Below are 24,835 nucleotides of genomic sequence, written 5' to 3'. Positions count from 1 at the left end.
CTCACGCCCCGGCAACCAGAGCCCGTGCCTGCGACGAAGCGCATGCACGCGAGTGGCCGCTACCGGGCAAGCCTGATAAAATCGCGCGCCTTCGCCAGCCGGTACGCGCGCCGGGCTCCTTGGATGAGCCTGCGCCACGTCGGCGCCTACACGAACTCCCCATCCAAAGGCCCGGATCTATGAGCAAGCAACCCTCCATCAGCTACAAGGACGCAGGCGTCGACATCGATGCCGGTGAAGCCCTGGTCGAGCGCATCAAGGGCGTGGCCAAGCGCACTGCGCGTCCGGAAGTCATGGGTGGCCTGGGCGGCTTCGGCGCCCTGTGCGAGATCCCGGCCGGCTACAAGCAACCCGTCCTGGTGTCCGGTACCGATGGCGTCGGCACCAAGCTGCGCCTGGCGCTGAACCTGAACAAGCACGACAGCATCGGCCAGGACCTGGTCGCCATGTGCGTCAACGATCTGGTGGTCTGCGGCGCCGAGCCGCTGTTCTTCCTCGACTACTACGCCACCGGCAAGCTCAACGTCGATGTGGCCGCCACCGTGGTCACCGGCATCGGCGCAGGCTGCGAACTGGCTGGCTGCTCTCTGGTCGGTGGTGAAACTGCCGAGATGCCGGGCATGTACGAAGGCGAGGACTACGACCTGGCCGGATTCTGCGTTGGCGTGGTGGAAAAGAGCGAAATCATCGACGGTTCCAAGGTGGTCACTGGCGACGCCCTGATTGCACTACCCTCCTCCGGCCCGCACTCCAACGGCTACTCGTTGATCCGCAAGATCATCGAAGTCTCCGGCGCCGACATCGAGCAGGTGCAACTGGATGGCAAGGCCCTGGCTGACCTGCTGATGGCGCCGACCCGCATCTACGTCAAGCCGTTGCTCAAGCTGATCAAGGACACCGGCGCGGTCAAGGCCATGGCCCACATCACCGGCGGCGGCCTGCTGGACAACATCCCGCGCGTACTGCCGCAAGGCGCCCAGGCGGTGATCGACGTCGCCAGCTGGAATCGCCCGGCCGTGTTCGACTGGCTGCAGGAAAAGGGCAACGTCGACGAGCACGAAATGCACCGCGTCCTGAACTGCGGTGTCGGCATGGTCATCTGCGTCGCTCAGGATCAGGTCGAAACCGCCCTGGCCAGCCTGCGCGCCAGCGGCGAGCAACCCTGGGTCATCGGCCAGATCACCGAAGCGGCAGAAGGTGCAGCCCAGGTTCAATTGAACAACCTGAAAGCCCACTGATGCCCTGCAATGTCGTCGTCCTGATCTCCGGGTCAGGCAGCAATCTGCAAGCGCTGATCGACAGCGTTGCCCACGACGGCAACCCGGCACGCATCGCCGCGGTTATCTGCAACCGCGCCGGTGCCTATGGCCTGGAGCGGGCGAAACAGGCCGCAATCGCCACCGAACTGCTTGACCACAAGCAGTTCGACGGCCGCGAAGCCTTCGATGCAGCCCTGATCCAGGCCATCGACGCCCACCAGCCTGATCTGGTAGTCCTGGCAGGCTTCATGCGCATCCTCACACCGGGCTTCGTGCAGCATTACTCAGGCCGCCTGCTGAATATCCATCCGTCACTGCTACCCAAGCACAAAGGGCTGCACACCCATCAGCGCGCCTTGGAGGCCGGCGATACCGAGCACGGCTGCAGCGTGCACTTCGTGACAGAGGAACTCGATGGTGGCCCTCTGGTCGTACAAGCTGTGCTGCCAGTCATGGCAGACGACACGGCCGAAAGCCTTGCGCGCCGCGTGCATCAGCAGGAACACCAGATCTATCCTCTGGCTGTACGCTGGTTTGCCGAAGGCCGCTTGCGTCTTGGCGCTCAAGGCGCAATGCTGGATGGCCAGCCGCTGCCCGCCAGCGGCCACCTGATTCGAACCTAGGAGACTCTATGCGTCGTGCCCTGCTGTTCGCCCTGACACTGTTCAGCCTGCCCGCCCTTGCCGAGGATCTGCAGCCCTTCTCCGCCAGCTACACTGCGGACTGGAAGCAGCTACCGGTCAGTGGCAGCGCCGAGCGTAGCCTCAAGCGCGAAGATGACGGCCGCTGGACCCTCAACTTCGAAGCGTCGATGCTGGTCGCCGGCCTCACCGAACAAAGCACCTTCCGGGTCGACAACCAGACCCTGATGCCACTGACCTACCGCCTCAATCGCAGCGGCCTGGGCAAAGGCAAGAAGGTCGAGCAGGACTTCGACTGGGAACAGAAGCAAGTGATCGGCACCGACCGTGGTGACGCCGTGCGCTTCCCGCTCAATCGCGGCCTGCTGGACAAGTCCACCTACCAGATCGCCCTGCAACAGGACGTCGCGGCCGGCAAGAAGAGCGTGAGCTATCAGGTGGTCGACGGTGACGAGATCGAAACCTACGATTTCCGTGTGCTGGGCGAAGAAGTGGTACGCACCAAGGCGGGCCTGATCGACGCGATCAAGGTCGAGCGCGTGCGGGACCCCACGCAGAGCACCCGCAAGACCGTGTTGTGGTTCGCCAAGGACTGGGGCCACCTGCTGGTTCGCCTGCATCAGGTGGAGACCGACGGCAAGGAATACCAGATCATGCTCAAGGAAGGCACCGTCTCCGGCAAGTCGGTGGAAGGTCGTCGCGACTGATTGGCAAGCGCAAAAAAAGAACCGGGCAAATGCCCGGTTTTTTTATGGTTTTTTGCATTCTCGCGGAGAGGATACGCTTGACACCGGACTGGCAATTAAGTGTTAGCTGTCGATGACTTGGCACTATCCATTATCACGCCGCCTGGCCTGATGGGTTTCGCCCCTTACGGGCGAGTCACTTTCTCTTGCTTGCCCAAGAGAAAGTAACCAAAGAGAAGGGCACCCCACCATCCGGCCCCGGCTACGCCGGGGTTCCCTCGCTCCATCACCACTCCAGGGGCACGCCACGAAGGGTCATCCCTGGCCCATCGTGGCTCTCGCGACATCCATGTCGCTCAACCCCTTACGCGGAGATTCCACTCGGCCTACTGAAGGGGACTTGGGCTTCGTCTGTACCATCGCAGTTGAAGAGCAAAGGCAAGGCACAGACGCCGCCAATTTCAATTTCGCGAAGATTACGCAAGCTCGCGGTCCGGTCCCCCTCAGGAGGCCGAGTGGAGGTGTTGCGTAGGGGAGCGAGCCGCATGGATGCGGCGAGAGGCTTAATGGGCCAGGGATGGCCCATGTAAGCCGGCCTCCGGAGCAGCGCCGGAACGAGGGAAGTTTCGCGCAGCGAAACCCGAATGTTGGGGTGCCCTTCTTTGGCACACCTTTCTTGGGCAAGCAAGAAAGGTGTGGCGCCCGTAAGGGGCGCAACCCAAACGCTCAGCACACGCGCTAACGGATGGTGCTAAGCCCGTGAGCAATACGCACACAAACTTGCCAGTCCGGTCTCAACCCGCACTTTCCACAAACGATGCGAAGAACTTTTTATTGCCTGCTCCGGGCGCTGGCTGGCAGCACCCGGTACTAGCTCAATCCTGACTCACCGCACCGATCTTGTGGATCGACAGGTCGGCGCCGTTGTACTCCTCCTCCTGACTCAGACGAATACCCAAAGACACCTTGAGCAAGCCGTACACCACGAAGCCACCGACCAGCGCGACCACCACGCCCAGCGCAGTGCCGATCACCTGGCTGGCCAGGCTGACGCCTCCCAGGCCACCGAATGCTTCGAGGCCGAAGATGCCGCAAGCGATGCCGCCCCAGATGCCGCACAGGCCATGCAGCGGCCAGACGCCGAGCACGTCATCGATCTTCCACTTCACCTGAGTCGCGGTGAATGCCCAGACAAACAGAGCACCGGCAATCGCGCCAGTAACCAGGGCGCCAATCGGATGCATCAGGTCCGAGCCGGCGCAGATCGCGACCAGACCGGCGAGCGGGCCGTTGTGCAGGAAGCCTGGGTCATTGCGCCCTACCAGCAGCGCGGCGACGGTACCACCGACCATGGCCATCAGCGAGTTGACCGCCACCAGGCCACTGACGCCTTCGAGCGTCTGCGCACTCATCACGTTGAAGCCGAACCAGCCGATGATCAGAATCCACGAGCCCAGCGCCAGGAATGGAATGTTCGACGGCGCCATGGCCACCAGCTTGCCGTCGCGATAGCGACCATTGCGACGCCCCAGCAACAACACCGCGCCGAAGGCCAGCCATCCGCCCATGGCATGCACCACCACCGAACCGGCAAAATCATGGAAGCCTGCGCCGAAGCGAGTCTCGAGCCAAGCCTGGAAGCCGTAGTTGCCATTCCAGATCATGCCTTCGAAGAAGGGATAGACGAACGCCACGATCAACGCCGTGGCGCATAGCTGCGGGCCGAACCTGGCGCGCTCGGCGATACCACCGGAGATGATTGCCGGAATCGCCGCCGCGAAGGTCAGCAGGAAGAAGAACTTCACCAGACCGTACCCGTGGTTCTCCGTCAGCACCGCCGCCGGCTCGAAGAAGTTGATGCCGTAGGCGATCCAGTAGCCAATGAAGAAATACGCCAGGGCGGAGATGGCGAAATCCGAGAGAATCTTCGATAGCGCGTTGACCTGGTTTTTCTGCCGCACCGTTCCCACTTCAAGGAAGGCAAAACCGGCATGCATGGCCAGGACCATGATTGCACCCAGCAGGATGAACAGGGTATTGGAGCCGTGGATCAGCGTGGCCACGGCACTGTTGATGTTTTCCATCGAGAAAGAAAACTCCGGAGGCAGAAGAAAAAGCACCAAACAAAGGCACAAAACCGAAAATGCGCACCACAATGCAGCCAGCAAATGCAACGCGCCCTCGAAAAGTGCTGTCTGACGGCCCCAAAATAGCGCCGCCGAAGACTGACTGATCGATGCTTATTTCTTGTTAATCAAATGGTTATGCGCGAAATTGACCATCCTGAGCCGCATCGAGAAGGCCCCATCACAGGGCATTTCGCGACCTTCGCGCACCAGCAAAATGCAATCGCTATACCAAACACCAAACCGGTCACTTCACGACTATTCTTGCGGAACCCTCACGCAGCAGCGCACTCGTAAACAGTAGATACCCAACGCAGAGGACTGCTCACCATGCCACGCAAAGCTGCTACTCCAAGCACCAAGGACGCCCTGCTGGATGAATTCCAGGCTCTGGTCAGCGACACCGAGAAGCTCCTGCAACATTCCGCCAGCCTCGCTGGTGAACAGGCCGAAGCGCTGCGCGATGACATTCGCAGCAGCCTTGACCGTGCCCGTGACACCTTGCACAAAGCCGAGTCCGGCCTGCGCGAACAGGGCAAGATCGCCGTCGACGCCACTGAGGATTACGTGCACAAGCACCCGTGGCAGGCGCTCGGCCTGTCGGCCGCTATCGGTCTGGTGCTCGGCCTGCTGATCAGCCGCCGTTGACTGCGCCCATGTCCAACGGCCCCTCGCCACGGCGCCTGGGTGCAGCCCTGTTGGGCCTGCTCCAGGGCCACGTGGCGCTGCTCGCTCATGAACTCGAAGACCAACGCAACCAGGCACTGCGTGCGCTGCTCCTCGGCGGTCTGTGCCTGGCCTTCACCCTGCTCCTGCTGATAGGTCTGTCCGCTCTGCTGCTGATCGTCTACTGGGATACGCACCGCCTGGCAGTCGCCACAGGCCTGTGCCTGTTCTACGGTTTTGGCTTGCTCGTTTGTGGCGCCTGGCTGCTGACCAGTCTGCGCAACGCCAAGCCGCCGTTCAGCGCCAGCCTTGAAGAACTGCAACGTGACCGCGAGCAACTGCTGCCATGACGCCGACCTTGCCTCCAGGCGCCTCGCGCCGTGAACTTCGTAAAGCCGTGCTGCGCATGCGTCTGGAAATGCACCGCCAGGAACTGCGCCATGAAATGCTGCAGATCAGCCAACCACTCAAACAGGTACGCGAGTACGGACAGCGCCTGCGCCAGGGCAATGCACCCTTTTTGCTCACTGGCGGCGCACTGGCACTGGCCGGGCTGCTCGGAGGCAAACGCGGCTGGCGTCGCTGGTTACGCCTGGCACTGATCATTGCGCCGCTACTTCGGCGTCGGCAAAGCGGCATCGACTGACATGGAAACTGGCCGGGACCTGGGCTGGCCGCGATCTTGCTTGGCTGAGCGATCCAGCCGCCACCAGGTGGCTCAACCGCTCAGCGCTAAGGACACCCCAGGTGATCGACGGACTGCCTTTTGCCGTCTTCCAACCCTTCATCGACACCGCCACCGGCCGTATCGCCGGTGTCGAAGCGCTGGCTCGGCTGCGCGATGGCAACGGCCAGGCACATTCGGCCGGGCCGCTTTTCGCTGATCCGAAAACCCCGCCCGCTGCTCTGCGTCGCCTTGACCGGCAAGTGCGCGAAGATGCCTTGCGGCGCTTCCATCAGGCCCCTGCGGACTGGTTCCTGAGCCTGAACATTTCACCACGCTGGATCAGCCGCCTGCGCCCGGCACAGCCACTGCCCAGCCTGATTCAACTGCAGCGCAGCGGTATCGACCCAGCACGCATCGTCTTCGAGATCACCGAGTTGGGCGGTGCCAGCCAGCGCCTACCTGACGTGGTAGCGCGCTACCGCGACGCCGGTGCACGCATCGCCATCGACGATTTCGGCGCTGGTTATTCGCAGCTCGATCGCGTGCTGGCACTGCAGCCGGACATTCTCAAGCTGGACATGCGCTTGTTCCAGGAAGCCGCTCGCGGCGGCCCTAGCGGCGAAGTGGTCAAGGCCCTGGCACAGATGGCCGAAAAGACCGGTTGCTGGATCATCGCCGAAGGGGTGGAAACCGAAGCCGAGCTGAACTTCGCCCTCGAGTGCGGCGCCCGTTACGTCCAGGGGTTCCTGTTCGCCAGGCCGGAGGAGGAACTGTTCGCCAGCGACGCCTTCGTCGGCCGTTTCGCGCGCCTGCGTGATAGCTACGTACAACAGAAACTCGCCGAGCGCGCGCGCCTGGTCAGCCTGCGCCAGCAACTGGCCGAATTGATGTCCGAACTCAGGTTCTGGGCCGAAAGTGGCGCCCCGGCAACGAGCCTTAAGGCGCCGGACAACTATCCCTGGCTGTTGCGCATCTATCAGTGCGACCGCCACGGCACCCAACTCACACCCAACCTGCAGTGGCGCCAGAACATCTGGCAGGCCGATGACCGCTACCTCGGGCATAACTGGTCATGGCGTCCCTACTTCTATCAACTGCTGGCCGAAGGCTGGGAAGAGCGGCGTCTGACGCTCTCCACCACCTACCGCGATGCCACCACCAACCAGTATTGCCTGACGGCAGGCCAGTTCATCGACAATGGTCGTCGCCTGCTGCTGGTGGACATCGACGCTGCCGGTTTCTGAGGGGGCAGCTAGGCTTAGGCAACAGGTTGTCGGACTTCTCTCGGCACAGTCGAACCAGGCGTTTTTCGAATACATCCCTGCCCACAGAAGCCTCGCGCCGAACGGCTGAATGATCTGCCCCAGTCTCCGAGGCTGCGCTTATGCCCTGGCTAGCCCTTCGCCTGCTCACCCCGCTGCTGCTCAGCGCCAGCGTACTGGCCGCCGTGTCCCCGACCTACCACGGCGACATCGCTCCGCTTCTGGCCAACCGCTGCCTGGCCTGCCACAGCGGCGCGCAGGCCCCATTGGGCCTGCGCCTGGACAGCCTGGAGAATCTGTTGCGCGGCAGCCAGCGCGGGCCGGTGGTCCACGCTGGCGATGCTGCCGGCAGCGAGCTGCTGCACCGCCTGACGGGCAGCAGCCAACCGCGCATGCCGCTGAGCGGCCCGCCCTTCCTCGATGCCGCCGAGATCGCCATGGTCGAACGCTGGATAAATGCCGGCCTACCAGCAGGCCGCGAAAGCGCAACCCAGCCTACCGCCGCCGTCCCAAGCCTTGACGAGGTGGTCGACTACCGCCACGTCGAAGCCATCCTGCTACGCCGCTGCGCTACCTGCCACTCCGCCAGCGGCCTGATGGGTCCGGCCCCCGAGGGTTATCTGCTGTCGAGTTACGCAGCAACCCTGGCCAGCAACGAGCGCGCCCGCGTGGTGCCCGGCAACCCCGCAGCCAGCGAGCTGGTGCGGCGCATTCGCGGCCAGGCGCAACCCCGCATGCCGTACGACGGTCCTCCCTATCTCGCGGCTGCGGAAATCGAGCTGATCGTGGCCTGGATCGAGCAAGGCGCACGCAATGCTGCCGGACAACCGGCGCCCGTGCCGGTAGGCGCCAGGGTGCGCCTGCATGGCCGCCTGGATGATGCCGGCAAGCTGGACGGGCTGGCGCTGCTGATCGATGCCCGCACGCGCCTCGACGATGCACCACGCCCCGGCGCCTACGTGCAGGTGCGCGGCCGCCTCGATGCTGGCGGCCGCGTGCAAGTAGAACGTCTACGCCTGCGCTAGCTGCTCGGCAGGCCCCTCAAGCGGACGATAGGCGGTGTGTACCACCTTGCTGTCGACATGGTTGATGGTGGACAAGATCTGCGCGGCATCGGTCTGCGACGGCGCCATGGTCCAGCGGTCCAGCGCGTCGTTGCCGATGCGTAGCATGCCGGTATGGCTGAGGTCGTTGAGGTCCACCACCGGATCGACGTCATAGAAACCCAGGGCGCGACGCAGTTGCTCGATATCGGCGCGCACGCCGGTGAGGAACTGCCAGCCCGGACCGATATGGTGGCGCTCGACGTACTCGCGCAGACGCTCGACGCTGTCCAGCTCCGGCTGCAGCGTCAGCGAATACAGGTGCACATCGCGTCCAGCACGTTCACCGAGCATCTCCTGCACCAGGCGCAGGTTGGCGGTGGTGGCCGGGCAACTGTTGCTGCACTGGGCGTACATCATGTTGATCGCCACCACCTTGCCGCGCACCAGATCGTCGTAGAAGCGCACTTGACGCCCCTCGTGGGTCAGCAGCGGGACATTGGGAAAGCGAGTACCGCCCACCCCGGCCAGCGGCGTGACTGGCTGCTGCAAGCTACCGCCCGAGTGCCAGGCGGCCCAACCGAACGCGGCAACGCCAAGCCCTGCCAGCACCTTTCTTCGCGTATTCATGGCAAACCTCCTGCTGGCTCAGACGATGTCAAAACGCAGCATCATGGCGTGGTCTTCGTGGATCAGGTTATGGCAGTGCATCACGTACTTGCCCTTGTAATCGCGAAAACGCATCAGCACACGCAGAACCGTACGGTCGGAAATGTTGAACACATCCTTGCGGCCGCGCTCATGCACCGGGATGACCACGTTGCGGCCATCGGTGGTCTTGCTCAGCAGACGGCCCTCCTCGAAATGGATATGTACAGGGTGATCCCAGCCGTCATTGACGCTGTACAACTCCCAGATCTCCATGGCCCCCATGGGCACCAAAGCGCGCGGAACATTGAGATTGATGAACTGACCATTGATCGCCCACATGTTCTGTCGGCGCTCGAAGAGGAACCTGCGCACCGGCAGTGCCGCCAGTTGGGCGGTCGTCGGCAACGGCGGCAGCGGCCGCAGGGTGCTGGGCACCCGGCTCAGGTCCTGCTCCGGCGGCTCACGGTCCACCACTATCTTCAACACCCGATCGCCGGGCGCAACCACCTGATAAGGCCGACGAGTATCTTCCGGGCGGTGGGTCAGGCGGTTGGCCAGGTACAGCTCAGTGCCCACCGGGTAGCGCGAGAAATCCACCACGATATCGGCTCGTTCGGCCACGCCCAGGCGCACGCTGGTCTGGTTGAGCAGTGGTTTTTCCAGCAAGTTGCCGTCGTTGGCGATGTAGGTGAAAGGCTGGATGACGTTGTTCGGCCGCACCAGATAGAACTGGTAAAAGCGGCTCGGCCCACCGTTGAGCAGGCGCAGGCGGTACTTGCGCCGTGCTACCCGCAGCACTGGCTGGATCTTGCCGTTGACTATGGTCTTGTCGCCGAGGATGCCCTCGGGGCTGACCTGGTCGTAATAAAGGATGCCGTTGGTGTCGAAACGCCGATCGCAGAAGCTCAGCGGGTAGTCGTAGGGGTGGCTGGGCAGACGCAAGGCCGCGGGGTTCGGGTCCTTCTCGTTGCCCGAGTCGAGATGATCGAACAGCAGGAAGAAGCCCATCAGCCCGCGAACGATGTTGGGCGCGGTGAAGTCCAGGGTATGGTCGTGGTAGAACAGCGTGCCGAGGGCCTCGCGGTAATCGCCGATGCCGTTCTGCAGTTCGTCGTAGCCGGCGTAGATGTTGGAGTAAAGGTGGTCCTTGAAACCGCCTGGCGCGGTCAGATTGGGCCCGGCCTTGGTGGCGCTGTAGTAGTCGCCGGCAAAACCGTCACTCTCCGAACCGACGTGGGCATTGTGCAGGTGGGTGCTGATCTCCGGCGTACCAAAACCGGTGTGGTTGGCCGGCAAGTCATTGTAGATGCGGCAGATCATCGGGTGGCCGTAGTGCGAGTGCACCACCGGGCTGAGCACTGATAGATCCGCAACGGCGGCCTGGAAGGTCCATACCGGCTGTGGCGGATAGGCCGGATTGAACACCCAACCCTCGCGCTGCGCTGCATGCAACTCGTAGTGCTCTGCCTGCGGGCCGAACTCGGCCCAGCGCTGATGCGCCGGCCGCCCGGCCTCGCCGGCGACAGTGTTGGCAAGCTCGGTAGGCGGCGGGTTGAGCGTGCTGCCGTAAAGCAGCGCCGGCTCATTGGGCAGAAACTCCTGCCAGGCAATGGTCGGCGGGCTAGGCGGCACCACCGCCTCGCTGCGACTGGGCGCCAGGATCAGCGGCGCCGCGGCCATTGCCGCACTACCTTGAAGAAAACTGCGCCGTGATAACTGCCCAGGCGGCGCCAGCTCTCCATCAGCGGGGCAAACAGTGCTCTGTGCCTCGGTCGGACCCGAACTGGGTGATAAACGTTTCATGCTGCATCTCCCCGACGCCCGGCTGTCGCTCCTGTGTGCAGGCCTTAACCCGCACGCGGGCGATATACACACGTCGTCTGAAAACGGTCGACTCGACTGAGGCATCCAGGCCGAGACAGCTACCAACGACCAGACGGCCCACAGGGCCAGCACGCCAGAGCGAGTCGACTCGGCTCCAGCAAGGTCGGTGCACGGGAAATAGGCATATGAACAATGAAGGCGTGGCAACTGCGCCTCGCTGATACGGGGTGCATGGTCCGGCACAACGGCAAGCTGTCCATGACGTTCTCCCTAGCAACCTCTACTACCAGTACGCAGCGCCCTCTCCTTCACCGCACACCGTCAAATTACAAACGATCACAACTGTTACTTAAACCCCTTCACACCAATTAGTCAAATAATCGTCACGACACGGAAGCAACCTCAATATAAGCAATAAGTATATGCTTAAAAAGCCAATAAATTGACTATCAGATAATTATCATCCCATCTCGAGCGCTCCGAATGCAGAACCCACCCAGGCGTCATGCCAACCCGACGCACCTCATCCCTACCTCGGGTTGCGCAGCGCTGCGCGAACGCCGAAGCTAGGAAGCCTGGATCAACTTGGCGAGGATCAGCCTTGGATTGGCACACCCTGCTCACCCGCGAACGTCTCGGTAAACCTGCTCCCAGCTCTGCAGAACTGGGACGCAGTCCCTTCCACAAGGATCATGACCGCATCATCTTCTCGGGTGCGTTCCGCCGCCTCGGGCGCAAGACTCAGGTGCATCCTGTTTCGAGTAACGACCATATCCACACCCGTCTGACCCACTCGCTGGAGGTCAGCTGCGTCGGCCGTTCGCTGGCCATGCGCGTCGGTGAGATGTTGCGTGACGACCTGCCCCACTGGTGCACGCCGAGCGACCTGGGCATGGTGGTGCAGTCCGCCTGCCTGGCCCACGATATCGGCAACCCGCCGTTTGGTCATTCCGGCGAAGACGCCATTCGCCATTGGTTTCAGCAAGCCGCCGGGCGCGGCTGGCTGGATGCGATGAGCGATGCCGAACGCGGCGACTTTCTCAATTTCGAAGGCAATGCCCAGGGCTTTCGTGTACTCACCCAGCTGGAATATCACCAGTTCGACGGTGGTACACGGCTGACCTACGCGACCCTCGGCACCTACCTCAAATACCCCTGGACGGCCCGCCACGCGGACGCACAGGGCTACAAGAAGCACAAATTCGGCTGCTACCAGAGCGAGCTGCCGCTGCTCGAACAGATCGCCGCCAAGCTCGAACTGCCGCAACTGGAAACGCAGCGCTGGGCACGTCACCCGCTGGTCTACCTGATGGAAGCAGCGGACGACATCTGCTACGGCCTGATCGACCTGGAGGATGGCGTGGAGATGGAGCTGCTCGACTACACTGAAGTCGAGGCACTGCTACTCGATCTGGTAGGCGACGACCTGCCGGAGACCTATCGCCAGCTCGGCCCCAAAGACTCGCGCCGGCGCAAGCTGGCGATCCTGCGCGGCAAGGCCATCGAACACCTGACCAACGCTGCTGCCAGCGCCTTCGTCGAACAACAGCACGCCCTTCTTGGCGGCGGCCTGCAGGGCGATCTGGTCGAACACATGCATGGCGCCGCCAAGCACTGTGTACAGAGCGCGAAGTCACTGGCGCGCGAGAAGATCTTCCACGACAAGCGCAAGACGCTGCACGAGATCGGCGCCTATACCACGCTGGAAATTCTCCTCAACGCCTTCTGCGGTGCCGCACTGGAGCAGCACAGCGGACGTGCGCTGTCGTTCAAGCACCGGCGTATTCTCGATCTGCTCAGCTACTACGCGCCTGAACCGGGTTGGCCCCTGTATCGCTCGTTCATGCGAGTGATCGACTTCATCGCCGGCATGACGGACAGCTACGCTACGGAGATGGCGAGGGAGATGACGGGCCGTTCGAGCCCGATCTGACGAAAAGAGCGCATGAAGAACCTGATTCGCAATAGTTTCACCTGGCATGCCGGTCCGCCGGCCTGGGGCCCGGCCGTGGTTGCCGGGCTGGGCTGCGCCTTGCCGCTGGTACTGGGCCTGTTCACCGCTCACAGTGGTTTTCTCTGGGCTTCGGCTGGCGCCTTTCAGGCCGCCCAGGCAAATCCACTGCACCGTTTCGGCATGCTGCGCATGCTACTGCTCACCGGCCTGGGTGCTTGCAGCGCCGGCCTGGGGTTCTGGGCCGCCAGCCACCCGCTTGTCAGCCTGGGCATTTTCGCTGCTTTCGGCCTGCTGCTGGCCTGGCTACAACGTTTCGGCAGCGAAGCCGGCAAGTTGGGTATCGGTCTGTGCATCTGCCTGTGCCTCGGCCAGGGACAATTCGGCATTGGGAATCTGCACAACCCTTATGCAGTGGCCATGCTGTTCATTCTCGGTGGGCTCTGGGTCATGCTGCTGGCCTTCGGGCTGCGTGGCCTGCATGGCCTGCGCATGTGGCCCTACATGCCGCGCTTCCTGGCCATTCTCAAGGTACTCAAGCGCCACGCGCAGCGCCTGCCTCGCCAGCAATGGCGCCTGCATGCCCTGGCCTGCATGCTGGCTTTTGCCGCGTCAGGGCTGATCGTCAATCTGGCCGGTTTGTCACGTGGTTACTGGCTGACGCTGACAGTCATCACCACGCTGCAGCTGGAATTCCAGGGCAGCCTGGTGCGAGCGCTGCAGGCGAGTCTTGCCAGCCTCGCTGCCGCCGGCCTGCTGATCCTCTTCGGCCACAGCCTGCAAAGCCCACCCACGATGGTCATGACCTTACTGGTGCTGGTGATTCTCAGCCGTGCGCTGCAGGCCAATCACTACGGCTTGTTCGTGCTGCAGACCAGCCTGTGCTTCGTGCTTCTGGCCGAGAGCCTTGCACAGGACTGGCACCTGGCGGAGGTGCGTCTGCTCAACGCACTGATCGGCGTGGCCTTGAGCCTGACCGTAGCTCTTCTGGTACATGGCCTGCGCCTGCAACTGAACAAACCGAGCAAGGCCGAGGACAGTTCTCAGCAGCCTTTATAGCGTTTAGGCAGATTCGTCCACTCTTCACTATGCTGTTCAAGCCTGCAGCGCCCGCAAGGAGTGAAGTGCGATGCCCAATACCGCTGTTCCCAGAGAACGCCGTCTCCCTCTGCACGTTCATATCAGTGTCTTGTTCACACTTCTGCTGCTGTTCACCGGTGTCGTGCTGGGGTTGTTCAATTACCAGCAGACCAGTCGGCTGATCTTCTCCAGCAGTTCGACACTCTTCGAGCGCATCCAGCACGATGTCCAGAGAGATCTGGACAGTACCTACCGCCCCATACGCCACCTGCTCAGCCTGCTGGCACTACACCCGGCCACCGAGGCCGACACGCTCGATGAACGTCTGGAAATGCTGCCGCTGTTCGTCCAGGCCCTGCGCGACAACCCCAAACTGGCCTCGATCTATCTCGGCTATGAGGATGGCGACTTCTTCATGGTCAGGCCGCTGCGCAGTGACATGCTCAAGCAGCGCTTCAACGCACCGGACAAAGCGGCCTATCAGGTCTGGGCCATCGACCGGGGCAGCGCCGGGACCGATAGCGATTACCTGTTCTATGACGGCTCACTGAACCAGCTCAGCCGCCGGCAGAAACTCAGCGAGCCTTACGATCCCAGGCAGCGCGACTGGTTCAAGCGCGCCCGCGGCGATGGCGGACAGATCACCACCGCGCCCTATCTGTTCTTCTCCACCCAGGAAATCGGCACCACGTTGGCCAGACGCAGCGGCCTGACCACCGTGATCGGCGCCGACCTGACGCTCGATGATCTCTCCGCCACCTTGGCCAACCACCGCGTCACCCCCAACAGCCAGGTGGTGCTCGCCGACAACGACGGCAACGCCGTGGCGTACCCCGAGAGCAGCCGCCTGCTCAGGGAGGTCGACGGCAAGGTATCGCTGGTCAAGGTCCGCGAACTCAATCCGGCCCTGGGTGAACTGCTGGCCGGTCAGTTGAACGAACGGGACGAGGGCATCGTCGAACTGGCCAAAAAGCGTTGGGCCATGGCTCACCGGCACATTCAGGAGGGTGGCCCACAGGGGTTGCATCTGGCCCTGCTGGTTCCCGAGCAAGAGCTACTGGCCGAGGCTTATCGCATCCGCTGGCAGGGCGCGCTGATCACGCTCACCACCCTGCTGCTGTGCCTGCCGCTAGGCTGGCTGACTTCACGCCTGGTGGTCAAACCGCTGCGCAGCCTGGTGCAGGAGGCGCAGGCCATTCGCCGTTTCGACTTCGCCCATCCGGCCAGCGGCCGCTCGCCAATTCTTGAAGTCGACCAGCTGGCGGTATCGATGAGCAGCATGAAGGACACCTTGTCGAGCTTTCTCGACATCGCTGCCAGCCTCTCGGCGGAAACCCAATTCGACGCGCTGATCAAGCGCGTGATGGACGCCACCGTCTCCATCAGCGCGGCCCAGGGCGGTTTGCTTTATCTGCTCGACAACGACAGCGGCCGCCTGGAGCCACAGGGCCTGGTGATCGACGGCCAGAGCCGCAGCCTTACCGATCTGGGCATCCAGGGACTGGCCCATGACGATCCGACCTTACCCAGCTGGCTGCAACGTCCAGCAAGCGGCGGCGACAGCGTCGCCACCTCCATCGGCTTCGATCAGGCGGGTCAATTTCAAGAGCTCCTGTCGGCCATGGACAGTCCGCGCCTGCACCTGATCGCTGCCGGCCTGCACAACCGTCAGGGCGACACTGTTGGCGTGCTGGTACTGTTGCAACGCGATACCGGTGAAGACAACGAGAGCATGCTCAGCCCCGATCGCGTTGCCTTCGTCGAGGCTGTCTCAGGCAGTGCAGCCCTGTGCATCGAGAGCCAACGCCTGCTGGCCAGGCAAAAGCAGTTACTCGACGCCTTCATTCAGCTGATCGCCGGCGCCATCGACGCCAAGAGTCCCTACACCGGCGGCCACTGCCAACGGGTACCGGAGATCACCCTGATGCTGGCTCGTGCTGCTGCCGAGAGTGACGCGCCCGAGTTTAGTGACTACAACCCCAGCGAAGAGGAGTGGGAGGCACTGCATATCGCCGCCTGGCTGCACGATTGCGGCAAGGTCACTACCCCCGAATACGTGGTGGACAAGGCGACCAAGCTGGAAACCCTGTACGACCGCATCCACGAAGTGCGCATGCGCTTCGAGGTACTCAAGCGAGACGCCTGGATCGCCTATTGGCGTGGTCGTGCCGAAGGCGGTGAAGAAAACGCACTGGCCGCTCTGCGCGAACAGTTACTAAGCGATCTGGACGATGAGTTCGCCTTCATCGCACGCATCAATCTGGGTGGCGAAGCCATGGCCGATGACGACCAGGCTCGCCTCAAACAGATCGCCGAACGACGCTGGCTACGCACTCTGGACAATCGCCTGGGGGTTTCCTGGGAAGAAGCCAAGCGCCTGGAACACTCGCCCCCCAGCAGCCTACCGGTGGAAGAGCCGCTGCTCGCTGACCGCCCCGACCATCTGATCGAGCGCGTCGACCAGGAGGTGATCGCGCCAGACAATCGCTGGGGCTTCAAGCTGGAGGTGCCGCAATACAAATTCAACCGTGGCGAACTGCACAACCTGAGCATCGCCCGCGGCACGCTGACGGCCGAAGAGCGCTACATCATCAACCACCATATCGTGCAGACCATCCTGATGCTCGACCGCCTGCCCTTCCCCAAGCATCTGCAAAACGTCACCGAGATCGCTGGCGGGCACCACGAGAAGATGGACGGCACGGGCTACCCCAAACGCCTGACGCGCGAACAGATGAGCCTGCCGGCACGCATGATGGCGATCGCCGATATCTTCGAAGCCCTGACGGCGGTGGATCGCCCCTACAAGAAGGGCAAGACGCTGTCGGAGGCACTGAACATCATGGTCGGCATGTGCAAGGGCGCGCACATCGACCCCCAGCTGTTCGCGCTGTTCATCCGCGCAGGCATCTACCGGCGCTACGCCGAGCGTTTCATGCAGGCAGAGCAGATCGATCAGGTGGACGAGCAGATGCTGCTGGAAAAGGCGGGAGTGCTGTAGGGTGCACTCCACGCACCGAGCTTCTGCATCAGGTCAAACGCTGGGTGCGCGCGGCGCACCCTACCTGATGACTGGCGCCAGAGAACCCGGCGCCGAGTAGCGATCAAGCCTGGTTGATCGGGTTTTCCGGGTACCAGACGTCCTGCAACGGGCTGAGCTCGAACTTTTCCAGTTCGTCACGGCCTTTCAGCCAGGCCTCGACGGCAGCACGCTGCTCCTCGTTGACAGAGCCGCGCTTGGCCAGACAGACCAGGCCGAAGTCTTCGCCACCGACGTAATCCAGACCATTGCCGGCGATGGCCTGATCGAGGAACTGATCGACGAAATCGTCGAGGGTCTGGTCGCTCAAGTCGGCCTTGAAGTTCAGGGTCAGCTCGAAGCCCAGCTCCTGGAATTCATCGACACAGAGCTTCTTGCGCAGACGGCGGGAACGGTTGGTCGCCATGAAACAATCCTCAAAGGTAATAACGCGCGGCACTCTAGCAGTTTCGCCGGCAGAGCGCCCGCTTTGTGTCGCCCTGGCGCCCCCTCGAACATGTTGAACGCCAGCTGTTTGTCGTAACTGTTTTTAACCCGGACGAGCCGACTGCAAGCAGATTCTTGCGGCATAATGCCGGCAACTTTTCCCCGAGTCGGACTGTCGTTTATCTGTCTCCCTCGTTACTCCCGCCTGACAGCGGAAGGTTCTTGTCGATGATCCAGCGGTTTCGTCAACTGGCGCTGAGTGCCCTGCTTCTCCCCCTCGCCCTGTCCTGCCATGCTGCCAGCAGCGCACTCCCTGCGAAGGTCGAGCAGGCAATGAAGGCCAACAAGATTTCCAACAACTCGCTGTCGGTGATGACCGTGCCTCTGGGCGGGCAAGCTGGCGGCCTGCAGTTCAATGCCGATATCTCGGTCAACCCGGCTTCCACCATGAAGCTGTTGACCACCTATGCAGCATTGGAATTGCTGGGACCCAACCATCAATGGAAGACCGAGTTCTATGCCGATGGCCCGCTGAAAGATGGCGTGCTGCATGGCAACCTCTACCTCAAGGGTGGCGGCGACCCGAAACTGAACATGGAAAAGCTCTGGCTGCTGCTGCGCGACCTGCGCATCAACGGGGTGCGCCAGGTTCAGGGCGACCTGGTGCTGGATCGCAGCTTCTTCGTGGCCCCGCAGTTGCCGGCATTCAACGACGATGGTGGCGACACCAACAAACCCTTCCTGGTCAAACCCGACTCCCTGCTGGTCAACCTCAAGGCGCAACGCTTCATCACACGCGCCGAAGGTGGCAAGGTGAGTATCGCCATGGACCCGCCCATCGCGGCGATTCGTATAGACAATCAGGTTCGCCTGCTCAAGGCAGCAACCTGCCCGGCATGGCCTGACATTCGCTACAACGCGGTGGACCAGTTCGACGGCACGACCCTGATCGTCAGCGGCCAACTGGCTGAAGGCTGCAGCGCGCAGACCTACCTGTCGTTGCTCGACCACCCTAGTTATGCAGCAGGCGCAGTGCGCGGCATCTGGCAGGAGTTGGGCGGCAAGATTCTCGGCAAGGACCGTCTGGGGTCGGTACCGGAAGACGCCCGCATGCTGGTGCGCGCCCTCTCCCCGGATGTGGTGGAAATCGTCCGCGACATCAACAAGTACAGCAACAACACCATGGCTCGGCAGCTTTTTCTCAGCATCGGCGCACAGTACCGCACGGAAGCCGACAAGGACGATGCCATGGCTGCACAGCGCGTCATTCGCAGCTGGCTGGCCCGCAAGGGTATCACTGCACCGCATCTGGTGATGGAGAATGGCTCGGGCCTGTCGCGCGCCGAACGCATCAGCGCACGGGAAATGGCGCTGATACTCCAGGCAGCCTGGCGCAGCCCTTACGCTGCCGAATTCCGTAGTTCGATGCCGCTGGTGGCGATGGATGGCACCATGCGTCGGCGCCTGCAGCGCACGCCGCTGGTAGGCGAGGCGCACATCAAGACCGGCACCCTGAATAATGTGCGTGCCATTGCCGGCTACAGCCGCGACAGCAACGGCCAGGACTGGGCCGTGGTAGCCATCCTCAACGACCCGAAACCCTGGGGTGCCACTTCAATCCTCGATCAGGTGCTGCTGGAAACCTACAAACAGCCCAAACGCTGAACATCTGTGGGAGGAGCGCAGGGTGGATGACGCTTTGCCCATCTACCGGCGATGAACTGGTGTGGATGAAAAGAGCGTCATCCACCCTACGCAGGCCGACAGCCTCACTCTACCGCGCGCTGAAACGCCAGGCGCGGTGGATCTTCGGGTTGCGGGCGAAGTCCGGATCCAGTGTCTGTGCGCTGATTTCTTCGACCTGATAACGCGCCACCAGGCTCTCATCCAGCTGGAACTTGCGGAAGTTGTTGGAGAAATACAGCACACCGCCACGGGCCAGCCGCGCCATGGCCAGGTCAAGCAGCTCGACGTGGTCACGCTGCACATCGAACACGCCTTCCATGCGCTTGGAATTGGAGAAGGTCGGCGGGTCGATGAAGATCAGCTCGTACTCACCGCGATCTTCTGCCAGCCAGGCCATCACGTCGCCCTGTTCCAGGCGATGCTTGTCGGAAAAACCGTTGAGCGCGAGATTACGCCGTGCCCAGTCCAGGTAGGTTTTCGACAGATCCACACTGGTGGTGCTGCGCGCACCGCCCTTGGCCGCATGCACGGTGGCCGTCGCGGTGTAACAGAACAGGTTGAGGAATCGCTTGCCAGCGGCCTCGTGCTGCAGACGCAGGCGCAACGGACGGTGATCGAGGAACAGTCCGGTATCCAGATAATCGGTGAGGTTGACCAGCAGCTTGACCCCGCCCTCGCTCACCTCCATGAACTCACCCTGCGCAGCCTGACGCTGATACTGCTTGGTGCCAGCCTGGCGCTCACGACGCTTGACCACCACGCGGCTCTGCGCCACGCCCAGCGCCTGTGGAATCGCGGCCAAGGCATCGAGCAGGCGTGCCTGGGCCTTGTCCGGGTCGACCGAACGCGGCGCGGCATATTCCTGAACATGTACGTAGTCGCGGTACAGATCGACTGCCACGGCATACTCGGGCATGTCGGCGTCGTACAACCGGTAGCACTCGATACCTTCGCGACGAGCCCACTTGCCCAGTTGCTTGAGGTTCTTCTGCAGGCGGTTGGCGAACATCTGTCCGCCTTCGGACAAACGCGCCTGCTGGGGTGCTTCGCTCACCGGCTGTTGATCGTCCTCGCGGGCACGCCGCTCACCAGTAACGAACTGCTCGGTCTGCACCTTGATCAACAACAACTTGCAAGGCAGTGCGCCGTTCCAGAACGCGTACTGCTTGTGGCTGCGCAAACCCATGCGCTTGCCCAGTTCGGGCGCGCCTGTGAATACCGCTGCCTCCCAGCCCAGGCAGGCCTGACGCAGACGCTCACCTAGGTTCTGGTAGAGGTACAACAGGCTGGCTTCGTCACCTAGGCGTTCGCCATAGGGCGGGTTGCTGATCACCAGGCCCTTCTGATTCTGGTCCGGGCGCGGCTCGAAACCACCCAGCTCGCCCTGATAGATTTTCACCCAGTCCGACAGGCCGGCGCGTTCGACGTTATTGCGCCCAGGCTGAATCAGGCGCGGGTCGGCCTCATAACCACGAATCCACAGCGGCGGCTTGGCCAATCCCGCCGCAGCGCGCTGCTCAGCCTCGGCATACAGCTTCTTCCAGATTGCCGGCACATGGCCCAGCCAACTGGAGAAACCCCAGCGCTCGCGCTTGAGGTTGGGCGCGATGTCGGCAGCCATCAGAGCCGCCTCCACCAGGAAGGTACCCACGCCACACATCGGGTCGGCCAATGCGCCGCCCTCGGCAGCAATGCGCGGCCAACCGGCACGGATCAGCACTGCCGCAGCCAGGTTCTCTTTCAGCGGCGCAGCACCCTGCTGCAGACGGTAACCACGCTGGTGCAGGCTGTGGCCGGAAAGGTCCAGGGAAAGCACTGCCTCACCGCGATCCAGACGCAGATGCACGCGCAGGTCCGGGTTGAGCTTATCGATGCCGGGACGCTCGCCGCCAGCCGTACGCAACCGGTCAACAATCGCATCCTTGACCTTGAGCGCGCCGAAGTGGGTGTTGTCGATCCCCGAACCATTGCCGCTGAACTCCACCGCCAGGCTGCCGGACGGCTCCAGATGGTCGCGCCAGTCCACGGCCTGGACCCCGTCATAAAGTTCGTCAGCGTTGTTCATGGCAAAGCGCGACAGCACCAGCAGAACGCGGTTGGCCAAGCGCGACCACAGGCACAATCGGTAGGCCACCTCAATTTCGGCATGACCGCGGACCGCGGCCGTTTGCTCACGCGCGTCTTCCAGCCCCAGCGCTTTGGCCTCTTCCAGCAACAGGCCCTCGAGCCCTTTAGGGCAGGTCAGCACGATTTCGTAACGATCAGACATGGATGTTCCACTGCCTATGGCAATCAGGGAGGTGCAGCGGCGCACCTCGACTCAAAATAAGTGACAAAAGGTCACAGCGCGACCCTTCGTCGGAATAAGCAAGCACTCTCATTTGCACTAGCAAAATGACGGCATCGGCGTGCACAGCCAGATATGACGGCGTCTGGCTGAAAGATGCTGGACGTATCTCCAGCGCCCTTATGGCCTCGCCCGCATTTAGGTTACGCCCTTATGACAAATCGATCATTCACAGGCCTCAGTGCATTCGTTAGAACACTACCTAAGGCTTTCGCCGCAACGGCGCAGGCACAGAAAGTTCGCCACGCCGGCAGCGGACTTTCGCAGGCAGAAGACTTCTGCCCGGCCTTACCACAAGGCCAACGGGACATAACAGTCAACAGTGAGGGCAACACCCTATGAGAAGACTTAAGCGTGATCCGTTAGAAAGAGCTTTTTTGCGCGGCTATCAGTACGGCATCAATGGTAAATCCCGCGAACTTTGCCCCTTTACCCTACCTTCGGTTCGTCAAGCCTGGCTCAATGGCTGGCGTGAGGGCCGTGGCGATAACTGGGATGGGCTGACCGGCACCGCCGGTATTCATCGACTCAACGAACTTCACGCTGTCGGCTGATCAGGATCACCCCCGACTTCACCATGCCGACCCCCTCCGGGCGGCGGGCGCAAGCCCAAGGGCTCCTTCGGGAGCCCTGTTTATTTATGCGGATTATTTACGCAACGCGGCAATCGCATCCACGGCCTCACGAATCAGCGTCGGCCCCTTGTAGATGAAACCCGAATAGATCTGTACCAGGCTCGCACCCGCAGCGATCTTCTCCGCTGCATGCTTGCCTTCGGTAATACCGCCGACCGCAATGATCGGCAGACGGCCCGACAGTTCACCTGCAAGCACCCTGACGATATGCGTACTCTTGTCGCGCACCGGAGCGCCCGACAGGCCGCCGGCTTCATCCCCATGGGCCAGCCCTTCGACACCTTCCCGGCTGAGGGTGGTATTGGTGGCGATCACCGCATCCATATCGGCCCCCAGCAGCGCTGATGCCACCAGCGCGGTCTCTTCATCACTCATGTCCGGGGCGATCTTGATCGCCAGCGGCACGCGCTTGCCATGCTCCTGGGTCAGGTCTTCCTGACGACGACGCAGCGCCTCGAGCAACTCCTTCAACGAGTCGCCGAACTGCAGACTGCGCAGCCCCGGAGTGTTGGGCGAGCTGACGTTGACCGTGACATAACTGGCATGGGCATACACCTTGTCCAGGCAAGCCAGGTAATCGTCCACCGCCCGCTCGACTGGCGTATCGAAGTTCTTGCCGATATTGATACCCAGCACACCCTTGAATTTCGCAGCCTTGACCCGTTCGAGCAGATGATCGACGCCATGGTTGTTGAAACCCATGCGATTGATCACCGCCTCGGCCTCTGGCAGACGAAACAGTCGCGGCTTGGGGTTGCCCGGCTGCGGACGCGGGGTAACGGTGCCGATCTCGACGAAACCGAAGCCAAGCTGGGCGAAGCCGTCGATGGCATCGCCGTTCTTGTCCAGCCCTGCCGCCAGACCGACCGGATTGGCGAACTGCAATCCCATCACGCTTACTGGCAGGCTGGTCGGTGCCTTGGTCAGCAGGCCATTGAGCCCCAGGCGACCACCTGCACCGATCAGATCGATTGACAACTCATGGGACGTTTCCGGGGACAGTTTGAACAGCAGCTCGCGGGCCAGGGAGTACATGGTCAGGCTCAGCTCGACAAGTAGAGGATTGGCAGCCGACGATTATAGCCGCGCGGGCTCCCTCGGCGCGAGGCAAGCGCGCCAGGTCAGTCCAAAGGGCGTAAACTCAGCAATTCGCCGGAGCTACTGAACTCCAGCACGAAGGAGCCAAAGATACCGGCGTGAGTCAGATACGGCCGCAGATGGTGGGCCGGCAAACTGACGCGGCGCCCGTCCCGGCTTTGCGCCATAATCCGGTTAGCCTGGCCACGATAGATGGCCTGCAATCGTTCGGCCGATAACGCAATATCCAGCACCAAGCTGGGCATGGAGGCACCCTCGCAAATGAATGCGGCTATTTTGCCACAGACCTGCAACGCGACAGGCACTCCCGCGCCGCGCTACGCTATATGGGCAATAGCCATCCGCGTCTGCCACACTGCAGCAGACGCTTCAGGAGCGATCTGCCGGCCATGAGCCTGTCCGAATCCTCAACCCTCAGTAGCCGCCTGGCCGCTCTGGCCCAGCGAATGGGCCTGCTCGGCCGCAGCTCACGGCAGATATTCGCCAGGGCCAGTGCCCTGCGCCTGCCATTCAAACCGTTGCCTGCAGCGGTCGAAAGCATTGGCTGGCACGACGGCCCGCAATTGCAGCTTCTGCTCAACCTGCCTCGCGGCGCACTTTCCGGCCCGGTGCAAGAAGACAAAGCCCACGCACATTCAGCACTGACTCAGGTAGTGGAAGCCCAAACGCAGCAACTGCAGTCGTTCGATCTGCGCCTGATCGATGGCTTCGCCTGCCGTTGTCCGGCGCCAGGCTACGCGAGCTTCGAAGACTACGCGGCGAGCGAACACTGCAAGCAGGTGCGCATTATCAGCTACAAGGATTTCGTTAAAACCACCGGGCAAGCGTTGCCGCGCTTTCTCGCCGGTGAGCCAATCGAGCTACGTCAGGCCAACTGGCGCGGCTCGCGCACCTTCTGGTCAGGAGAGATGCACGGCGAAGCCTTCGCTGGAGCCATCGCCTATGCGCGCAGGCGCGAACTGGAAGTGCTGCTACCAGCCAATCTGGTTCGCTATCGCTTGAATGAAGCGGGCCTGGATAACCTGCAAAAGCGCTATCACGTACTGGCCATGCCAGAAGCGGCCTGGAGCGATCCCAGCTTCATGGGGCTGCTGCTGGACAACGGCATCCCCTATGCACGCCTGTCGCTGCTGAAGAAAGCCGGCACCCCAGAGTTCCTCCTCCTGCCCAAAGAGCATCAGCAAGCAACTGCGCTTGGCGAAGGATTGCGCCTGGCCGGCGCACCAGACGTGCCGAGCCATCTACGCCAGCTAGCCGTCCAGCCAGCCTGAGCAGACTGACGAGCTATTCGTCGCAACCGCGCAACAGTCGCCCAATCATATCCAGCGAATAACCACGATAGGCCAGGAACCGGCCTTGTTGAGCACGCTCACGAGCATCACTCGGAAGCCGACTGGCAAACTTGCGCTGCCAGGTTTCACGCAACTGCTCGAACCAGTCGATCCCACTCTCACGCAGCGCCTGATCGACATCGCCACGCGCGAGTCCACGCTGGCCAAGCTCCTCGCGAATACGCAGCGGACCGTAACCAGCACGCGCCCGATAAGCGACGAAGCTTTCCAGATAGCGGGCCTCGGACAGCAAGCCCTCCTCTGACAGCTGCTGCAAGGCCGCGTCGATCATGTCTTCGGGGGCGCCACGCTTGCGCAGCTTGCGCGCAAGCTCGACACGTCCATGTTCACGTCGCGCCAACAGATCCATGGCCGCTCGCCTGACGGCGAGCGGGTTATCCAGTACGACGGTCATG

Annotated in this window: 22 protein-coding genes; 14 read left to right on the top strand and 8 right to left on the bottom strand. The window is 62.3% G+C overall.

Annotation, left to right across the window (positions count from 1 at the left end):
- Positions 1-179: 179 nt before the first annotated feature.
- From purM to H3221_RS18000, 3 genes are read left to right on the top strand one after another with little or no spacing between them, the layout of a single operon-like run.
- The gene (purM, locus tag H3221_RS18010; protein ID WP_160017470.1) at positions 180-1,238 is read left to right on the top strand and encodes a phosphoribosylformylglycinamidine cyclo-ligase; all 1,059 of its coding nucleotides are present in this window, start codon (positions 180-182) and stop codon (positions 1,236-1,238) included.
- On the top strand, positions 1,238-1,882 hold the full coding sequence (purN, locus tag H3221_RS18005) for a phosphoribosylglycinamide formyltransferase (RefSeq protein WP_196475305.1): 645 nt from the start codon (positions 1,238-1,240) through the stop codon (positions 1,880-1,882). Before purM ends, purN begins: the two co-directional genes overlap by 1 nt.
- Before the next feature lie 8 nt (positions 1,883-1,890).
- Complete coding sequence (locus H3221_RS18000; protein ID WP_196475306.1) at positions 1,891-2,607, top strand: DUF3108 domain-containing protein; 717 nt, start codon at positions 1,891-1,893, stop codon at positions 2,605-2,607.
- Positions 2,608-3,461: 854 nt separating this feature from the next.
- Here the strand turns inward: H3221_RS18000 and H3221_RS17995 are convergent.
- Complete coding sequence (locus H3221_RS17995; RefSeq protein ID WP_196477034.1) at positions 3,462-4,670, bottom strand: ammonium transporter; 1,209 nt, start codon at positions 4,668-4,670, stop codon at positions 3,462-3,464.
- Between the two features lie 372 nt (positions 4,671-5,042).
- Here H3221_RS17995 and H3221_RS17990 point away from each other — a divergent pair, with 372 nt between their 5' ends.
- From H3221_RS17990 to H3221_RS17970, 5 genes are all read left to right on the top strand, one after another.
- A complete protein-coding gene (locus H3221_RS17990; RefSeq protein ID WP_003461988.1) occupies positions 5,043-5,360 on the top strand; it encodes a DUF883 family protein in 318 nt (105 codons plus the stop codon).
- An 8-nt stretch (positions 5,361-5,368) separates the two neighbouring features.
- Positions 5,369-5,728 (top strand): phage holin family protein, encoded by a 360-nt coding sequence (locus tag H3221_RS17985; RefSeq protein ID WP_196477035.1) that lies wholly within the window; start codon positions 5,369-5,371, stop codon positions 5,726-5,728.
- Positions 5,725-6,024, top strand: coding sequence for a hypothetical protein (locus tag H3221_RS17980; protein ID WP_192984986.1), 300 nt, complete (start codon positions 5,725-5,727; stop codon positions 6,022-6,024). The genes H3221_RS17985 and H3221_RS17980 overlap by 4 nt, the downstream gene beginning before the upstream one ends.
- Positions 6,025-6,125: 101 nt before the next feature.
- Positions 6,126-7,289 carry an EAL domain-containing protein gene (locus H3221_RS17975; RefSeq protein WP_196477036.1) on the top strand — a complete coding sequence of 388 codons (1,164 nt, stop codon included), beginning with the start codon at positions 6,126-6,128 and terminating at the stop codon, positions 7,287-7,289.
- Positions 7,290-7,429: 140 nt separating this feature from the next.
- The gene (locus H3221_RS17970) at positions 7,430-8,332 is read left to right on the top strand and encodes a c-type cytochrome domain-containing protein (RefSeq protein ID WP_196477037.1); all 903 of its coding nucleotides are present in this window, start codon (positions 7,430-7,432) and stop codon (positions 8,330-8,332) included.
- On the opposite strand, the gene H3221_RS17965 is transcribed toward H3221_RS17970, so the two are convergent.
- Positions 8,318-8,980, bottom strand: coding sequence for an SCO family protein (locus H3221_RS17965; RefSeq protein WP_196477038.1), 663 nt, complete (start codon positions 8,978-8,980; stop codon positions 8,318-8,320). The genes H3221_RS17970 and H3221_RS17965 overlap by 15 nt on opposite strands.
- Before the next feature lie 18 nt (positions 8,981-8,998).
- Entirely contained in the window at positions 8,999-10,804 is a 1,806-nt protein-coding gene (locus H3221_RS17960) for a multicopper oxidase domain-containing protein (protein WP_196477039.1), read from the bottom strand.
- Positions 10,805-11,426: 622 nt separating this feature from the next.
- Between H3221_RS17960 and H3221_RS17955 the strand changes: the two genes are divergently transcribed.
- From H3221_RS17955 to H3221_RS17945, 3 genes are all read left to right on the top strand, one after another.
- Positions 11,427-12,758 (top strand): deoxyguanosinetriphosphate triphosphohydrolase, encoded by a 1,332-nt coding sequence (locus tag H3221_RS17955; RefSeq protein WP_196477040.1) that lies wholly within the window; start codon positions 11,427-11,429, stop codon positions 12,756-12,758.
- A gap of 12 nt (positions 12,759-12,770) precedes the next feature.
- Positions 12,771-13,835: an FUSC family protein gene (locus H3221_RS17950; RefSeq protein WP_196477041.1), complete on the top strand. Its 1,065-nt coding sequence runs from the start codon at positions 12,771-12,773 to the stop codon at positions 13,833-13,835.
- A gap of 70 nt (positions 13,836-13,905) precedes the next feature.
- Positions 13,906-16,857: an HD domain-containing phosphohydrolase gene (locus H3221_RS17945; protein WP_196477042.1), complete on the top strand. Its 2,952-nt coding sequence runs from the start codon at positions 13,906-13,908 to the stop codon at positions 16,855-16,857.
- 103 nt (positions 16,858-16,960) lie between these two features.
- Here H3221_RS17945 and H3221_RS17940 read toward each other — a convergent pair whose 3' ends face one another.
- Positions 16,961-17,302, bottom strand: coding sequence for a YggL family protein (locus H3221_RS17940; protein ID WP_045735171.1), 342 nt, complete (start codon positions 17,300-17,302; stop codon positions 16,961-16,963).
- A 248-nt stretch (positions 17,303-17,550) separates the two neighbouring features.
- Between H3221_RS17940 and dacB the strand changes: the two genes are divergently transcribed.
- Entirely contained in the window at positions 17,551-18,987 is a 1,437-nt protein-coding gene (gene dacB / locus H3221_RS17935) for a D-alanyl-D-alanine carboxypeptidase/D-alanyl-D-alanine endopeptidase (RefSeq protein WP_196477043.1), read from the top strand.
- Between the two features lie 109 nt (positions 18,988-19,096).
- Here the strand turns inward: dacB and rlmKL are convergent, their stop codons facing one another.
- Complete coding sequence (gene rlmKL, locus H3221_RS17930; RefSeq protein WP_196477044.1) at positions 19,097-21,277, bottom strand: bifunctional 23S rRNA (guanine(2069)-N(7))-methyltransferase RlmK/23S rRNA (guanine(2445)-N(2))-methyltransferase RlmL; 2,181 nt, start codon at positions 21,275-21,277, stop codon at positions 19,097-19,099.
- A gap of 416 nt (positions 21,278-21,693) precedes the next feature.
- On the opposite strand from rlmKL, the gene rmf reads away from it, so the two are divergent.
- Positions 21,694-21,909, top strand: coding sequence for a ribosome modulation factor (gene rmf / locus H3221_RS17925; RefSeq protein ID WP_003244273.1), 216 nt, complete (start codon positions 21,694-21,696; stop codon positions 21,907-21,909).
- 93 nt (positions 21,910-22,002) lie between these two features.
- Here rmf and H3221_RS17920 read toward each other — a convergent pair whose 3' ends face one another.
- Positions 22,003-23,025 carry a quinone-dependent dihydroorotate dehydrogenase gene (locus H3221_RS17920; protein ID WP_196477045.1) on the bottom strand — a complete coding sequence of 341 codons (1,023 nt, stop codon included), beginning with the start codon at positions 23,023-23,025 and terminating at the stop codon, positions 22,003-22,005.
- Positions 23,026-23,111: 86 nt separating this feature from the next.
- Positions 23,112-23,333: a DUF2835 domain-containing protein gene (locus tag H3221_RS17915; protein WP_072425434.1), complete on the bottom strand. Its 222-nt coding sequence runs from the start codon at positions 23,331-23,333 to the stop codon at positions 23,112-23,114.
- Between the two features lie 144 nt (positions 23,334-23,477).
- On the opposite strand from H3221_RS17915, the gene H3221_RS17910 reads away from it, so the two are divergent.
- Positions 23,478-24,359, top strand: coding sequence for a DUF6685 family protein (locus H3221_RS17910; RefSeq protein ID WP_160019617.1), 882 nt, complete (start codon positions 23,478-23,480; stop codon positions 24,357-24,359).
- Positions 24,360-24,372: 13 nt separating this feature from the next.
- Here H3221_RS17910 and recX read toward each other — a convergent pair whose 3' ends face one another.
- Positions 24,373-24,834 (bottom strand): recombination regulator RecX, encoded by a 462-nt coding sequence (gene recX / locus H3221_RS17905; protein ID WP_196477046.1) that lies wholly within the window; start codon positions 24,832-24,834, stop codon positions 24,373-24,375.
- Between the last annotated feature and the right edge of the window lies 1 nt (position 24,835).

The sequence above is a fragment of the Pseudomonas chaetocerotis genome (genome assembly GCF_015712105.2).
In the GTDB taxonomy this organism is placed as follows: domain Bacteria; phylum Pseudomonadota; class Gammaproteobacteria; order Pseudomonadales; family Pseudomonadaceae; genus Aquipseudomonas; species Aquipseudomonas chaetocerotis.
The sequence above is the reverse complement of the archived record's forward strand: the minus strand, read 5'-3'. Positions and strand labels throughout refer to the sequence as shown.